A 14,523-nucleotide genomic window follows, 5' to 3' on the forward strand; every position below is an offset into this window, starting at 1 on the left:
CTCGATCCCCGTGACCCACGTCCAGAACGTCAGCTCGGCGGCCGTGCAGGACGCGCTGACCAAGCCCGCCGAGCTGACGTTCTGGACGTGGGTCACGGGGATCGAGAAGACCGTCGCCCGCTTCACCGCGAAGTATCCGAACATCAAGGTCAACGTGGTGAACGCGGGGCAGTCCGCGGACCAGTACACCAAGCTGCAGACCGCGATCAAGGCCGGCTCCGGCGCGCCCGACGTGGCGCAGATCGAATACTTCGCGCTGCCCCAGTTCGCCCTCGCCAAGCAGGTCGTCAACCTGTCCGAGTACGGCGCCGACTCGCTGAAGGACAAGTTCGCCGACTCGGCGTGGGGCCAGGTCGCGATCAACGGCGGCGTCTACGGCATCCCGCAGGACACCGGCCCCATGGCGATGTTCTACCGCAAGGACATCTTCGACAAGCTGAAGCTCGAGCCGCCGAAAACCTGGGCGGAGTTCGTCGAGACGGCCAAGAAGATCAAGGCCGACAACGCGGACAACTTCATCACCTCCATCGACCCCGGTGACGCCGGCGGCGTGGACAGCCTGATCTGGCAGGCGGGCGGCGCGCCGTTCAAGACCACGGACGGGACCTCGGTCGGCGTCACGCTCGACTCCGACCCCGGCGTGAAGCAGTGGGTGAGCACCATGGGCACCCTGCTCGGCGAGAAGCTGGTCGACCCGCAGCCCGGCTGGACCGACGAGTGGTGGAAGGGCATGGACTCCGGCAAGTACGCGGTCTGGCTGACCGGCGCCTGGGCTCCGAACGGCATCATCAACTCCATTCCCAAGACGAAGGGCAAGTGGGCGGTCGCCCCGATGCCGCAGTACGACGCGGCCAAGCCGATGAACGCCGAGAACGGCGGTTCCTCGGTGGCGGTCATCCCGCAGAGCAAGAACATCCCGGCCGCCGTCGCCTTCGCGGAGTGGCTCAACTCCGACCCTGAGGCCGTCAAGTCGCTGAACACCGAGGCCGGGCTGTTCCCCGCCACGAAGGTGCTGCTCGACGACCCGGCGTTCCGTGACGCGCCGCAGGAGTTCTTCGGCGGCCAGAAGATCAACCAGGTCCTGGGCGACGCCTCGGCCGCCGTCCGCGCCGACTGGCAGTACCTCCCGTTCCAGGTGTACGCCAACAGCATCTTCAAGGACACCGTGGGCCAGGCCATCGACGGCGGCGGAGACCTGTCCGCCGCGCTGAAGACCTGGCAGGACCGCATCACCGCCTTCGGCACCGAGCAAGGCTTCACCCTCACCAACGGCGGCTGACCCCCGCACGAACGGCGGCCCGGCGGGACACACTCCCCCGCCGGGCCGCCCACGTGTTTCCAGGGCACGGAAGGCGAACTCTGTTGATCGCGTTCGGGAGGGTTACAGTCCCTTCGTGTCCACCAACAGAAGGCCCCGCGTCACCATCGATGACGTGGCGCGCGCGACGGGGGTGTCCCGCCAGACCGTGTCCCGGGCGATCAACAACAAGACCGAGATCGATCCGGAGACCCGGCAGCGGATCCTCGACGTGGCGCGGGCGATGGGTTACCGCCCCAGCCGGTTCGCCCGGGGGCTGGTGCGCCAGCACCTGACCACCGTCGGCCTCGTGATCGCCGACGTGCTCAACCCGTTCTTCCCGGAGGTGGCGGCGGGCCTGCTGGAGGCCGCCGAACACCGGGGATGGCAGGTCGTGGTCTACAGCACGGGCAGCGACCACCGTAAGGAGCTGGAGGTCGTGGACATGCTGTTCGACCAGGTCGACGTGGGCGTGGCCTTCCTGCTGCATCAGGACGCGATCGTCAAGGCCGCCGCGGCCAACCTGCCGTTCGTCCTGCTCGACAAGGGCGATCGGGCGCCGTCGGTGCCCGGCGTCCGCATCGACTTCGAGTCCGGCGTACGGCAGGGGCTGGAGTACCTGATCGACCGCGGCCATCGCAGGATCGCGATGATCGACGACCTGACGTACGTCACGGCGCAGGCGCCCGACACCCGCCGCGACCTGTATCTCAAGATCATGACGGAACGCGGCCTGCCGGTCGACGCCGGCTGGATCCAGCCCGCGCACAACTCGGTCGAGGGCGGGGGCACGGCGATGGAGCAGTTGCTGGCGGCGCACCCTGACGTGACGGCGGTGTTCGCCTACAACGACATGATCGCCATCGGAGCACAGCGCCGCGCCGTCCAGCTCGGCCTGCGGGTGCCCGGCGACTGCGCGTTCCTCGGCTTCGACGGCCTGAGCATCGGCGAGCTGGTGGATCCGCCGCTGACCACGCTCCACCTCGACAAGAGGCGCCTCGGCGAGATCGCGATCGAGCAGGCGGCGCTGCTGCTGGCCGGGCCCGGCGAGGCCGCCGTCCTGGACGCCGTGATCCGCCCGGAACTCCTCGTGCGCGGCTCCACGTGACCTCTTACCCCGGGCGCACGGTGCGAAGATTCACTCTTGACATCATGCCATCGTTGGAGGAATGTCTCCGTGAGCGCTCACGTGAGCGGTAACGGAGACATCTCCGGCGTGCCTTGAGCGGACCGCCGGCGCCGAAGCCCTCCCCCTCCCCCGGAAGGCCATCCTCATGAGGCACAAGGCTTTGCTGACGGCTCTCGCCGCCGCCATCGCCCTGACCGCGTGCACTGTCGGCCAGCAGCAGCCCACCAGCCAGACCGGCGGCACAGCCAAGAAGGAGATCAGTTTCCTGGTCTTCGAGACGCCCAACCTCACGCCACAGGTCTGGGACGCGGCGATCAAGCGAGTGACCGACAAGTACCCGGACATCACGGTCAAGAAGCTCGTTTCGCCGACGGAGGACCGGGTCTCCTACGCCAAGCAGCTCCTGGCCTCCGGCCAGTTCCCCGACGTGATGGTCGCCGTCTCCCCCGCCGGGTTCGCCGAGAGCGGCGCCATGGCGGCCTTCACCCCCGAGGAGCTGAAGGACTTCGTCGCGCCCGGCAACGGCGCCGTCAACGGCAAGGTCTACCAGTTGCCGGCCAACACCCAGACGATCCCCGTCGTCTACTACAACAAGGACCTCTTCGCCAAGGCCGGGATCGCCGCGCCACCGAAGACGTACGCCGAGCTGCTCGACGCCGCCGCCAAGCTCAAGGCCAAGGGCATCACCCCCTTCGTCATCGGCGGCGGCAAGGATCCCTTCGCCTCCACGCTGCTGTGGACGGCCACCCTCGCCACGGACCTGTATGCCAAGACCCCCGACTGGATGGCCAAGCGGCGCGCGGGAACGGTGAAGTTCAGCGACCCCGACTTCGTCAAGGCCGCCGCCAAGTTCGCGGACCTCGCCGCGAAGGGCTACATCGACAAGAAGGACATCTCCCGTGACTACGCGGCGACCGAACAGGCCTTCCTCGACGGGAAGGGCGCGATGTACCCGATGGGGAACTGGTTCGCCGCCGCCGGGGACGACCCCAAGCGCAAGCCCGACTGGGAGATCGGCGCCTTCAACTGGCCCGGCGACGACGGCGCCACGGTCGTGCCCGCCTTCACCGGCGGCGGCCTGTCGGTGAGCGCCACGGCCAAGCACCTGCCCGAGGCCAAGAAGTTCGCGCTGGCCTACACGTTGGACAAGACGAACCTCGACGACTCCGTACACAACGACGGCCTCTATCCGGCGATCAAGGGATATACGCCCCCATCGGACACCGGCACGGTGTTCAAGCTCGGTTACGACCTCTACCAGCAGGGCCTGCGAGACGGCAAGATCGTCCAGGCCTTCGGCTGGGAGGCCGGCGACGACGGCCTGCTCCCCGGCGTGGTCGACAAGTGGCGGGCCGGGGCGCAGGACCTCATCACGGGCGGCAAGACCGTCGAGCAGGTGACCGCCGCGCTCGACGACGAGTGGTCCAAGGCCTCCTGATCCATGGCGGTTCACACCCAGACGCCGCCGGCCCGGACCACGCCGCGGCCGGCGGGCCGGCCCTTCGGGGCGATGGCGGAGAAGATCAGGACGTTCGCCTTCTTCGGCGCGCCGGGCCTGTTCATCTACGCCTGCTTCGTGCTCCTCCCCATCATGATCAGCTTCGGATACAGCCTCACCAACCACAACCCGTTCAACCCGCCGACGCGTTTCGTCGGCCTGCGCAACTATCAGGTGCTCTTCACCGACGCGGAGTTCCTCACCTCGCTGCGGGTCACCACGATCCTCACCGTCATCGTCGTCGTCGTGCCCAACGTGGCGGGGCTCGGCATCGCGCTCCTGCTGGACCGCAGGAGCTGGTTCTACAACGCGATGCGCACCGTCTTCTTCACCCCGATGGTCCTCAGCTCAGTCGTGGTGAGCATCGTGTGGACCCGCATGCTGGACGATCAGGGACTGGTCAACCAGGCGCTGCGCGCGCTCGGGATCGCCGACCCGCCGGGCTGGCTCTCCGACCCGCGCATCGCGCTCTACTCGATCGCGATCATCCTGTCCTGGCAGCTGCTCGGCTTCTGCGTCGTCGTCTACCTCGCCGGGCTCCAAGGGGTGCCCAGGGAGCTCGTCGAGGCCGCGGCGATGGACGGCGCAGGCCCCGTACGCCGGTTCCGCTCGGTGACCTGGCCGCTGCTGGCGCCGGCGCTGACCATCAACACGGTGGTCCTGCTGATCTCGGCGTTCAAGACCTTCGACCACGTGCAAGTGATCACCCACGGCGGCCCGGGAACGGGGACGACCGCGACCATCGCCTACAACGTCCTGCAGACCGGCCTGGTGGCCAACCGGCAGGGGTACGCGTCGGCGATGGCGATCGTCATGCTCGTCATCATCGCCACCGCCTCCGCCGTCACGCTCAAGATCCTCAACCGGCGGGAGGTCAGCCTGTGAACGACTCGCGAGCACCCTGGCTACGCCACGTCACCGCCCTGATCATCAGCGCGTTCTTCGTGGTCCCGCTGTACATGATCCTGGTGAACGTCGTCAAACAGGGCGAGAAGATCACGCAGGATCCGGCCGGGCTGCCCGTCCCGCCGACGCTGGAGCACCTCACCGGCCTGCTCACCCGCCCGGACAATCTGTTCTGGGCGAGCCTGACCAACAGCGTGGTCGTCACCACACTGTCGATCATCGTGCTGACCGTACTGTCGGCGATGCTCGCGCACTACCTCGCCCGCTCCCGGAGCAGGTGGGCGCGCGTGGCCATGCTCCTGCTGCTGTCCGGCCTGATGATCCCGCCACAGGTGATCCTCATGCCGATCACCCAGGTCCTGCAGTTCCTCGGGCTGATGACGACGGTGCAGGGACTGGTGCTGTTCAACGTCGGCTACTACATCCCGTTCGGGGTGTTCGTGTTCTCCGGCTTCCTGCGCGGCATCCCGATCGAACTGGAGGAGGCGGCGGCGATCGACGGCGCCTCGCGGTCGAAGACCTTCTGGCGGGTGGTCTTCCCGCTGCTGCGCCCGGCGACCGCGAGCGTGCTGATCTTCCTCGGTGTGTGGATCTGGAACGACTTCATCAATCCGCTGGTCATCCTCGGTCCCTCCCAGGGCACCACGATCACCACCGGCATCTACCGGTCGATCGGCCAGTACCAGGCCGACTTCGGCACCGTGTTCGCGCTGATGTTCCTGGCCACGCTCCCGGTGCTGATCTTCTATCTGTTCCTGCAGAAGCAGTTCGTCAAGGGGCTCACGGGAGGCGCGACCAAGGGGTGAGGTCATGCGCTGGGCCCATGAACGAGGCGAGCGCGCGGTCGCGATTCCACGGGACGCCGGCTCCTTCGGCAGGTCAAGCGGCAGGTGAGGGCCGGGCGTAGGAGTCTGCACCGGGGGCAGGGCACGCGGGAGGAGGGTGTCATGGTGTCCTCGCAGAGCGTCTTCAGACGCAAACCCGTGGAGCAGATCGCCGTCGAGCACGAAGGGGAGCTGTCCCGCACGCTCGGCCTGTGGCAGCTCACCGCCATCGGCGTCGGCGGCATCATCGGCGCGGGCATCTTCGCCCTCGCCGGAGCGGTCGCCAACCAGACGGCGGGGCCGGCCGTGCTCGTCTCCTTCCTCATCGCCGGCGTCGCCAGCGCCGCCGCCGCCTTCTCGTACGCCGAGTTCGCCGGGCTCATCCCGAAGGCCGGGTCCGCCTACACCTACGGCTACGCGGTCCTCGGCGAGATCGTGGGCTGGTTCATCGGCTGGGACCTGCTGCTGGAGTACACCGCGATCGTCGCGGTCGTGGCCATCGGCATCTCCGGCTACTTCGGCTTCCTCGTCCAGCAGCTCGGCCTCCAGTTGCCCGCCTGGATGCTCGGCGCGCCCGGCACCGGCGAGGGGCGCGTCGTCGACCTGTTCGCGGTGCTCCTGTGCCTGCTCATCGCCTACCTGCTGAACCTCGGTATCAAGAGCGCGGCCAGGTTCGAGACGTTCGTGGTGACGCTCAAGGTCGCCGTGGTGCTGCTGGTGATCGTGGTCGGCTTCTTCTACGTGAGCACCGCCAACTACACGCCGTTCTTCCCGTTCGGCGTCGGCGGCGCGATCACCGGTGCGGCCACCGTGTTCTTCGCCGTCTTCGGCTACGACGCCATGAGCACCGCCGCCGAGGAGTCGAAGGACGCCCAGCGGCACATGCCCAGGGCCATCGTCTACTCGCTGGTCATCTCCATGATCCTGTACGTGCTCGCCACGCTCGTGCTCACCGGCATGCAGAACTACCGGGAGATCGACCCCGAGAGCGGTTTCTCCTCGGCCTTCGCCTCCGTCGGGCTGTCGGGGCTGGCGACCGTGATCGCGGCGGGTGCCATCATCGGCATCCTGACCGTCATGTTCACGTTCATGCTCGGCGTGACCCGGGTCTGGTTCTCCATGAGCCGCGACGGGTTGCTGCCCCAATGGTTCGCCAAGCTGCACCCGGTACGCCGCGTGCCCTCGCGCGTCACCTGGATCGTGGGCGCCGCCTCGGCGGTGATCGCCGGGTTCCTGCCCATCAGGGAGGCGGCGGAGCTGACCAACATCGGGATCCTGCTGGCGTTCGTGGTGGTGTGCGTGGCGGTGATCGTGCTGCGCTACCGCCACCCGGAGCTGCCCAGGTCCTTCCGCACCCCCGGGATGCCCGTGGTGCCGGCGATCGGGGTGGTGTTCTCCCTGTGGCTGATCACGTTCCTGGACCCGACGACGTGGGTGCGGTTCGGCGTCTGGTTCCTGCTGGGACTGGTCGTCTACTTCGCCTACAGCCGCCGGCACTCGGAGCTCCAGGTGTAGCAGCCCTCACCAGGCCGGCGCCGGCCAGGATCCCGTGCGCTGGCTAGGCCGTCTTCGGCCGAGCCGGCGTCTTGCCGGAGGGCGTTCGCCGCCCGCTGTCAACTGTGCGCCCGCATAGAAAGCGCTGGGACCGGATCCGGCTGAGCTGGAGGAACGCACTATCACCAACGCCCGCCATGCTCGTGCGCGCCGCGAAACGGCAACTTTACAAGCGGGAAAGGGGAGCGTAGCCGTACGCGGCGAGCATCTCACCAAATACCTGGTGGGAGCGTTCTTTGACTGTGGCGGAAAAGGCGATCGCAGGACTGACGCTGCGCGGCCTGCGCAAGGAGTTCCAGCTCAGCCGATCGACGGTGACCGCGCTGGACGGGGTCGACCTGGAGATCCCTGGGGGCCACTTCCTGACGTTGCTCGGCCCTTCCGGATGCGGCAAGTCAACCGTGCTGCGGATCCTGGCGGGCCTCGACAGCCCGACGGACGGGGAGGCGCTGATCCAGGGAGAGACACCCGAGGCGGTACGGAGCGCGCACGGTGTGGGCATCGCCTTCCAGGACTCGGCGCTGCTGCCCTGGCGCAGCGTCCATGCCAACATCAGACTGCCCCTCGAGGTCGGCGGCATGAAGCCGGCGAAGGGCCAGATCGAGGAGTTGATCAAACTTGTCGGCCTGGACGGTTTCGAGAAGGCCCGTCCGGCGCAGTTGTCGGGCGGCATGCGCCAGCGTGTCGCCATCGCTCGGGCCCTCGTCATCGAGCCCAGGATCCTCCTCCTCGACGAGCCGTTCGGCGCGCTGGACGACATGACCCGGCAGCGTCTCAACCTGGAGTTGCTGCGGATCTGGACCGCCCGAGCCACGACCACGCTGCTGGTCACCCATTCGATCACCGAGGCGGTGTTCCTTTCGGACACGGTCGCGGTGATGACCCCGCGCCCAGGCAGGATCGCGACCACCGTCGAGATCGATCTGCCCCGCCCCCGCACACCGGAGATGCTGCGGAGCCCCGAATTCCACAAGCTGGAGGATCGCCTCTCGGAGATCCTCTTCGGCTACGGATCGGCCCTATGACCGCCCCGCGCCGCATGACCACTCCGTGCGGCGGGAGGCCACAGTGACCGCCGTCACCACGCGGAGAGCGGCACCGGTCTCCCTGGCGATCTCCCCCGCCGTGTCGCGGCTGGCAGGACCGCTCGCCGTCCTCTTCGTCTGGCAGATCCTCGCGACAACGGTGTTCTCCGGCGGGCGGACGGTGCCCAGCCCCGTCGCCGTCGTCGGCCGGGCCGTACAGGATGTCTCCTTCGCCCTGCCGCACCTCGCCCAGACGGCTCAGGAGGCGGCGTGGGGATGGCTGTGGGGCAACCTCCTCGCGATCGCCGCAGGAGTGGTGTTCGTCCTGGTCAAGCCCATCGAGCTGGTGGCGTTCCGGTTCTTCGTGGCCCTCTACTGCCTGCCGCTGGTCGCGATCGCGCCCATCCTCACCGCGGTCCTGGAGGGCGATGACCCGCAGATCGTCGTGGCCGCGCAGGGTGTGTTCTTCACCACGCTCGTCGCCGTCATGCTCGGCTTCCGCTCCGCCGACGCCACCAGCCTGGACCTGGTCGCGGCGGCCGGCGGGGGCCGCTGGCGGCAGATGCGCAGCGTCCGGGTGTGGGCGGCGTTGCCCGCGCTCTTCGGGGGCCTGCGCATCGCCGCCCCGGCGGCGGTTCTCGGCGCCGTGATCGGGGAGTACCTCGGCGGGCGCCAAGGCCTCGGCGTGGCCATGGTCTACAGCCAGCAGACGCTCGACGCCACCCGGACCTGGGGCCTCGCCCTCGACGCCGCCCTCCTCGCCGGCGTCGCCTACGGGCTGACGACGGTCGCTGAACGCCTCATCGCCCCGTGGGCCCGGTCGGGGTCCACCGCCGCGGTTCCGTCGCCGACCCGTCAGGGCGGCCTCGGCAGGCGCACCGTGATCGCGCTGGCCACCGGCCTGGCCGGTACGGCCTTCATGCTGGTGTTCTGGCAGGTTCTCATCAAGGTGAGCGGCCTGAGCCCGTTCTTCGCCAAAGGCCCGCTCGACGTGTGGACGTACCTTTCCGGCAACCTGGACCAGGTTCTCGGCCCGCTGGGGGTCACGCTGCGCAATGCCGCCCTGGGCTACGCGGCGGGCACCGTCGCCGCCGTCGTGCTCGCCTCGCTCGTGGTCGTGAGCCGGTTCGCCGAGGCCGTCGTCATGCCGATCGCGGTCACCCTGCGGACCGTGCCGCTGGTCGCCATGACGCCGCTCATCGCGCTGGTCTTCGGCCGCGACGTGCTCACCGTCATCGTGATCGCGGGACTCGTCACGTTCTTCCCGTGCCTGGTGACCGTGGTGGCGGGCATGCGCGCCACCCCCCAGTCGGCCGTCGATCTCGTCGCGACATACGGCGGGGGGCCGTTGCGGACACTCGCCGCCGTCCGCCTGCCGTACGGCATGGCGTCGATCTTCGCCGCCTCCCGGGTGGCCGCCCCGACGGCGCTGCTCGGCGCGCTCCTGGCCGAATGGCTGGCGACGGGGCAGGGCCTCGGCTTCCTCATGCTCAGAGCCAGCGTGAACGCCCAGTACAACCTGCTGTGGAGCGCGGTCGTCCTGGTCACCGCGGTATCGATCGTCGCCTACGCCATCGCCGCGGCCGCGGAGAGCAGCCTGCTCCGCCGGTTCTCCTGACTCTCCTCCCCACGCTCGAAAGGAAACACGCTCATGTTCTACAGCCGTCGTGACCTGCTCAGAATCGGCGGGATCGCCACCGCGGCGGGCCTGGCCGCTCCCCTTCTCGCCGCCTGCTCCAGCGGCGACGACACCGCCGCCCCCGCCGGCTCCGCGAGCGGCGGCAAGTCCACCGAGAAGATGTCCTTCCAGCTCAGCTGGCTTCCCACCACGGAGTTCGCCGGCACCTGGCTCGCCCTGAACAAGGGATACTTCACCGCCGAGGGCATCGACCTCGCCTGGCTGCCCGGCGGCCCGAACGCCAGTCCGGCGACGATCGTGGCCAGCGGCAAGGCCGAGGTCGGCATGCTCAACGCGGACGCCATCGCGACAGCCCGTCTCCAGGGCGCCCCCATCAAGATCATCGGTGCGCTGCTGCAGAAGTCGCCCTTCTGCATCCTGAGCAAGGCCGAGACGCCGATCAACTCGCCGCAGGAGATGATCGGCAAGAAGATCGGCGTGGCGGCGGCCAACGAGACGGCCTTCGACGTGATGCTGAGCCTCAACAACATCAAGAAGAGCCAGCTCACGATCGTTCCTGTCCAGTTCGACCCCGCGCCTGTGGCGAACGGGGAAGTCGACGGTCAGATCGTGTACGTCACCAACGAGCCGCCGACACTTGAGGCACGCGGGATCAAGACCAACACGTTCCTGCTCGCCGACTTCGGATTCAGCGTCCTGTCGGACTGCTTCTTCGCCACCGAGCAGACGATCGCGGAGAAGCCCGACCTGCTCGCGGGATTCCTTTCCGCGACACGCAAGGGCTGGCTGGACAACATCGCCGATCCGCAGCCGGGCACCGACCTGGCTGTGGGGACGTACGGCAAGGACCAAGGGCTGGACGCCGCACAGCAGCTCGGCGAGAGCAAGGCGATGAACAGCCTCATCGTCACGCCCGACGTGCCCAAGCCGATCGACCTGCCCGACGCCGCGATGAGCACCACCGTCGAAACTCTCAAGAAGGTGGGTATCACCATCACCGTCCAGGACCTGTTCACCAAGGACGTCCTCGCCAAGATCAACACGTGACCGCCAGGCGAGCGGAGGCCGACCACGCCGAGCCCTCCCCCCGTCTCCCGGCGGATTTGCTGATTCGCGGGGCCGTACTGGTCGCGACCTGCGACGGCGAGAGACGGGAGCTCGCGGGCGGCTGGGTGGCCATCACCGACGGGCTCGTCAGCGGGGTGGGCACCGGTCCTGAGCCGGCCGCGGCCAGGGTGCTGGACGCGGGTGGGTGCCTGGTGACCCCAGGCCTGATCAACACCCATCACCACATCTACCAGAACCTCACCCGCTCCTACGGGCCGGTTGTCAACGGCACCCTGTTCGAGTGGCTGACCGGTCTCTACCCGCTGTGGGCAGGTCTCGACGAGGAGGCGTCTTACCTGTCCGCGTGGGCCGGCCTCGCCGAACTCGCCCTCGGCGGATGCACCACGTCCACCGATCACCTGTACGTCGCGCCGTCGGGGGGCGGCGACCTGTGGTCGGCGGAGATCGAGGCCGCCCGGCAGCTCGGCTTCCGGTTCCATCCGACGCGCGGCTCGATGAGCGTGTCCGCCAAGGACGGCGGTCTGCCCCCGGACTCCGTGGTCCAGGACGAAGACGAGATCCTCGCCGACTGCGAACGGCTCGTCGAACGACATCACGATGCCGCGCACGGCGCGATGGTGAGGGTGGCCATCGCCCCGTGTTCACCGTTCAGCGTCAGCCCCACCCTGATGCGCCGCGCCGCGGAACTCGCCGAGCGGCTCGACGTCCGCCTGCATACCCACCTGGCCGAGGACCCGGACGAGGATGCGTACTGCCTGGAACGCTTCGGCAGGCGGCCGATCGAGCAGTTCGAGGAGGTGGGCTGGATGACCGGGCGTTCCTGGGTGGCCCATTGCATCTACCCCTCCTCCGAGGAGATCGCACGGCTCGGCGCGGCGGGCGTCGGAGTAGCCCACTGCCCGAGCTCCAACATGTTGATCGGTGGAGGTGGTTTCGCCCCGGTTCGGGAGTTCCGCCGCGCAGGCGTGCCCGTCGGCCTGGGCTGTGACGGGTCGGCCTCCACCGACTCGGCCTCGCTCTGGCTCGAATCCCGTACGGCACTGCTCCTCGGCCGCCAGCGGCTGGGCCCGACGGGCATGACCGCCCGCGACGTCCTTGACATGGCCACGCGCGGCGGCGCCGCCTGCCTGGGCCGCACCGGTGAACTCGGGGAACTGACGGTAGGAGCCGTCGGTGACGTGGTGTGCTGGCCCTTGGAGGGCATCGCCTACGCGGGCGCCCTCACCGACCCGATAGAGGCCTGGCTCCGTTGCGGCCCCTCGGCCGCCCGCCACACCGTTGTCGCCGGCAGGCCCGTGGTCGAGCACGGCGAGCTCGTCGCCCCCGGTGTCGAGGACATTCTCGCTCGGCACCGGGCCGCGTCCGCCCGCATCCAGCAACTGGCGGGCGGATGACCACCTCGTCCGAACGTGCCGATTCCGCGCTCGATCTCGCTGACCACACCGATGCTCACTCCGGACAGGTCGCTGAGCGCCCGCAGGGACAGCTGGCGCTGCCCGCAGTTCGCCGTCGGCGGTGTTGCACCGGCGTCACAGCGGTCCGGGCGCCTCGGAGCTTCTGCGGCGAGCGGCTTCGAGCGAGTCGGCCACTGCCGCGACTCGTTGCGCGGCCGTGGCGATCACCTGGTCACCGGACGCGTGCGAGGCGCATCTGCCGGCGATCTGGCGTACTCGTTCGATCAGCACCGTCCAGGCGGCCTCGCGCCAGGGGACCACGTTGTCCATCAGGTAGTACATCTCGAAGGCCGGCCCGGCCGTACGTCCCGGATGCGCGGGACCGGCGGGCCGCCGGGTCAGCTCGGTGCCGAGCGGCCGCAGCACGCCCGCCATCATCGCAATCGCTCCGCTGATCAGGACGTCGAGCTCGTCGTCGCTTTCGTCGGTGTGGGTGAAGAAGCGGGTGAGCATCCATAGGATCACCTCGTAGGCGAGGTTGCACAGCTCGGCCAGCACCAGCGAGTGCGGGTCGCCGATCAACGGCTGCGGCTCTTGCACGTCGAAGGGCTGGCGGGTGAACGTACCGAGCGCAGGGTGGGCGGGCTCGAAGTCCGGGTCGGCGGCCCGCAGCGTGGTGTACTCCTCCCAGATCTTCAGAAAACGACCGTAGTGGGCGTCCTGCCAGTCGCCCTGCGCCCCCTCGCCCTGCTCGATGATCTCGTCGATGGCGGCGCACGCCGACTTGAGGTCGGTCACCGCCACCATCTCAGGCCAGCGGAACAGCTCCGGGGTGGCCTGCGCCCTGGGCGAGCCGCAGAACACCTGCTCCTCGCCAAGCCCGGCGACGAGGGCGGTCAAGCCGTCCCTGATGCCGCGGTAGAGATGGCCGACCGTGGCGAACTCCTGCGCCCGGGGGAAGATCTCGCCGGACGCGACGGGTTCCGGCGGAGGATCACAGGAGATGAAACCGGCGGCGTCGGCCCGCTCGATGCCCTCGGGCCTCTCGAGGAAGAGGAAGTGGGTCAGGGCCGCCTCGCCGAAGGGCAGCAGCCGCATCTGCACCGAGGGTGGGAACGCGCCGCACGCCTGCGGGAAGTTGGGCCTGCCGAAGGTGGGCGCCGCGCCGATGGCCGCCATCAGATTGGCCACCAGAGCCAGGTGGAGCATCTCCTGTACGGCGATGCCGTGGAGCTCCTTGCGCCAGCGGTCCACCGCGGCCTGCTGCTCGCCGGTGAGGCCATCGGTCTTGAGACTGAACTCGGCGAAGAGGTACTGGCACATGATCATGTGCTCGAGCTGGGACGCTTGGACGAGCAGGTACCACACGTGCTCGCGGTGCTCGATGACGATGGGGGGCTCAGCCATGCTTACAGAGTTGCACAGCAGACATGCCGGCGCTTCTCCCCAGGGAGCGCGCCGCACGCCATGGCCATCAGCGGTCCAGGAATCAGCGGCGAGCAGCAGTCGGAGACGATCGACGGCGGAGCGAAGACCCAGTTCACGGTCACCCTCCGGCCTGGAAGCCACGAAGTGTGGTGCCCGGTCGGCAACCACCGGGCTCAGGGCATGGAGACCACTCTGGTGGTCAAGTGACCGGACGGGAGCCGATGGCCGCCCGTAGTCTCTCAGCGGCCTGTTCGGGCGGGACCGTGTTGATCGCCATACCCGAGCCGAGCTCGAATCCCGCTGGAACCGACAGTCTCGGGATGATCCGCACGTGCCAGAGGAAGTAGGGCGTGTCCTGCTCGCCGTTGGGCGCGCTGATGACGACGTAGTTGTACGGCACATCGCCGAGCAGCCGCCGCAGCCCCGCGAGCACGCGCAGCAGCAGGGCCCCGACGGCCTGCAGCGCGTCATCGGAGGCATCGGCGAACGACGCGCGGTGCTCGAAGGGGGCCAGCCAGATCTCGTACGGCATGTGCGCGGCGTACGGGACGAAGGCCACAGCGCGGTCGCCGGCGTCGACGAGCCGCCGTCCGTCCTCGATCTCGGCATCGACGAGGTCGGCGTACAGGCAGCGGCCGGCGTCGTCGTCGTAGTGCGCCCGGGAGACGTCGAACAGATGACGGTGGCGCAGCGGCACGAAGGACATGGATCGCGTCTGCAAGGCCTGTTACGGGCTTAGCTCCGATGTTTCCTCTCAGGAT

The 14,523-nt window shown here is 68.7% G+C and carries 13 protein-coding genes; 11 read left to right on the forward strand and 2 right to left on the reverse strand.

The genetic code is table 11. The features are described from left to right. From EJK15_RS16145 to EJK15_RS16190, 10 genes are all read left to right on the forward strand, one after another. The coding region (locus EJK15_RS16145) for an ABC transporter substrate-binding protein (RefSeq protein WP_138711246.1) at positions 1–1,279 on the forward strand (1,279 nt) is incomplete at its 5' end. 115 nt (positions 1,280–1,394) lie between these two features. Beyond that, positions 1,395–2,405 (forward strand): LacI family DNA-binding transcriptional regulator, encoded by a 1,011-nt coding sequence (locus tag EJK15_RS16150; protein ID WP_138711247.1) that lies wholly within the window; start codon positions 1,395–1,397, stop codon positions 2,403–2,405. Between the two features lie 166 nt (positions 2,406–2,571). Continuing rightward, positions 2,572–3,864 carry an ABC transporter substrate-binding protein gene (locus tag EJK15_RS16155; RefSeq protein WP_138711248.1) on the forward strand — a complete coding sequence of 431 codons (1,293 nt, stop codon included), beginning with the start codon at positions 2,572–2,574 and terminating at the stop codon, positions 3,862–3,864. 3 nt (positions 3,865–3,867) lie between these two features. Then, a complete protein-coding gene (locus EJK15_RS16160; protein ID WP_206060887.1) occupies positions 3,868–4,809 on the forward strand; it encodes a carbohydrate ABC transporter permease in 942 nt (313 codons plus the stop codon). Then, entirely contained in the window at positions 4,806–5,636 is an 831-nt protein-coding gene (locus EJK15_RS16165) for a carbohydrate ABC transporter permease (protein WP_206060888.1), read from the forward strand. The genes EJK15_RS16160 and EJK15_RS16165 overlap by 4 nt, the downstream gene beginning before the upstream one ends. 141 nt (positions 5,637–5,777) lie before the next feature. Next, on the forward strand, positions 5,778–7,169 hold the full coding sequence (locus EJK15_RS16170; protein WP_138711249.1) for an amino acid permease: 1,392 nt from the start codon (positions 5,778–5,780) through the stop codon (positions 7,167–7,169). A gap of 281 nt (positions 7,170–7,450) precedes the next feature. Next, positions 7,451–8,233: an ABC transporter ATP-binding protein gene (locus EJK15_RS16175; RefSeq protein WP_240777015.1), complete on the forward strand. Its 783-nt coding sequence runs from the start codon at positions 7,451–7,453 to the stop codon at positions 8,231–8,233. A 43-nt stretch (positions 8,234–8,276) separates the two neighbouring features. After that, a complete protein-coding gene (locus EJK15_RS16180; RefSeq protein ID WP_138711251.1) occupies positions 8,277–9,851 on the forward strand; it encodes an ABC transporter permease in 1,575 nt (524 codons plus the stop codon). A gap of 33 nt (positions 9,852–9,884) precedes the next feature. Continuing rightward, positions 9,885–10,919: an ABC transporter substrate-binding protein gene (locus EJK15_RS16185; RefSeq protein ID WP_138711252.1), complete on the forward strand. Its 1,035-nt coding sequence runs from the start codon at positions 9,885–9,887 to the stop codon at positions 10,917–10,919. Beyond that, entirely contained in the window at positions 10,916–12,334 is a 1,419-nt protein-coding gene (locus tag EJK15_RS16190) for an 8-oxoguanine deaminase (RefSeq protein ID WP_206060889.1), read from the forward strand. Before EJK15_RS16185 ends, EJK15_RS16190 begins: the two co-directional genes overlap by 4 nt. 135 nt (positions 12,335–12,469) lie before the next feature. Here the strand turns inward: EJK15_RS16190 and EJK15_RS16195 are convergent, their stop codons facing one another. Continuing rightward, a complete protein-coding gene (locus EJK15_RS16195) occupies positions 12,470–13,741 on the reverse strand; it encodes a ferritin-like domain-containing protein (RefSeq protein WP_171074340.1) in 1,272 nt (423 codons plus the stop codon). 60 nt (positions 13,742–13,801) lie between these two features. On the opposite strand from EJK15_RS16195, the gene EJK15_RS70600 reads away from it, so the two are divergent. Beyond that, positions 13,802–13,969, forward strand: coding sequence for a hypothetical protein (locus EJK15_RS70600; RefSeq protein ID WP_171074341.1), 168 nt, complete (start codon positions 13,802–13,804; stop codon positions 13,967–13,969). Here EJK15_RS70600 and EJK15_RS70605 read toward each other — a convergent pair. Continuing rightward, positions 13,962–14,468 (reverse strand): galactose-1-phosphate uridylyltransferase, encoded by a 507-nt coding sequence (locus EJK15_RS70605; protein WP_171074342.1) that lies wholly within the window; start codon positions 14,466–14,468, stop codon positions 13,962–13,964. The genes EJK15_RS70600 and EJK15_RS70605 overlap by 8 nt on opposite strands. Positions 14,469–14,523 lie beyond the last annotated feature (55 nt).

This window comes from Nonomuraea basaltis (assembly GCF_005893125.1).
GTDB classification, from domain to species: Bacteria; Actinomycetota; Actinomycetes; order Streptosporangiales; family Streptosporangiaceae; genus Nonomuraea; species Nonomuraea basaltis.

Coding starts and splice junctions, on each gene's coding strand:
- EJK15_RS70600 (WP_171074341.1), top strand. CDS start 13,802: ATGGCCATCAGCGGTCCAGGAATCAGCGGCGAGCAGCAGTCGGAGACG.
- EJK15_RS70605 (WP_171074342.1), bottom strand. CDS start 14,468: ATGTCCTTCGTGCCGCTGCGCCACCGTCATCTGTTCGACGTCTCCCGG.
- EJK15_RS16170 (WP_138711249.1), top strand. CDS start 5,778: ATGGTGTCCTCGCAGAGCGTCTTCAGACGCAAACCCGTGGAGCAGATC.
- EJK15_RS16185 (WP_138711252.1), top strand. CDS start 9,885: ATGTTCTACAGCCGTCGTGACCTGCTCAGAATCGGCGGGATCGCCACC.
- EJK15_RS16155 (WP_138711248.1), top strand. CDS start 2,572: ATGAGGCACAAGGCTTTGCTGACGGCTCTCGCCGCCGCCATCGCCCTG.
- EJK15_RS16160 (WP_206060887.1), top strand. CDS start 3,868: ATGGCGGTTCACACCCAGACGCCGCCGGCCCGGACCACGCCGCGGCCG.
- EJK15_RS16195 (WP_171074340.1), bottom strand. CDS start 13,741: ATGGCTGAGCCCCCCATCGTCATCGAGCACCGCGAGCACGTGTGGTAC.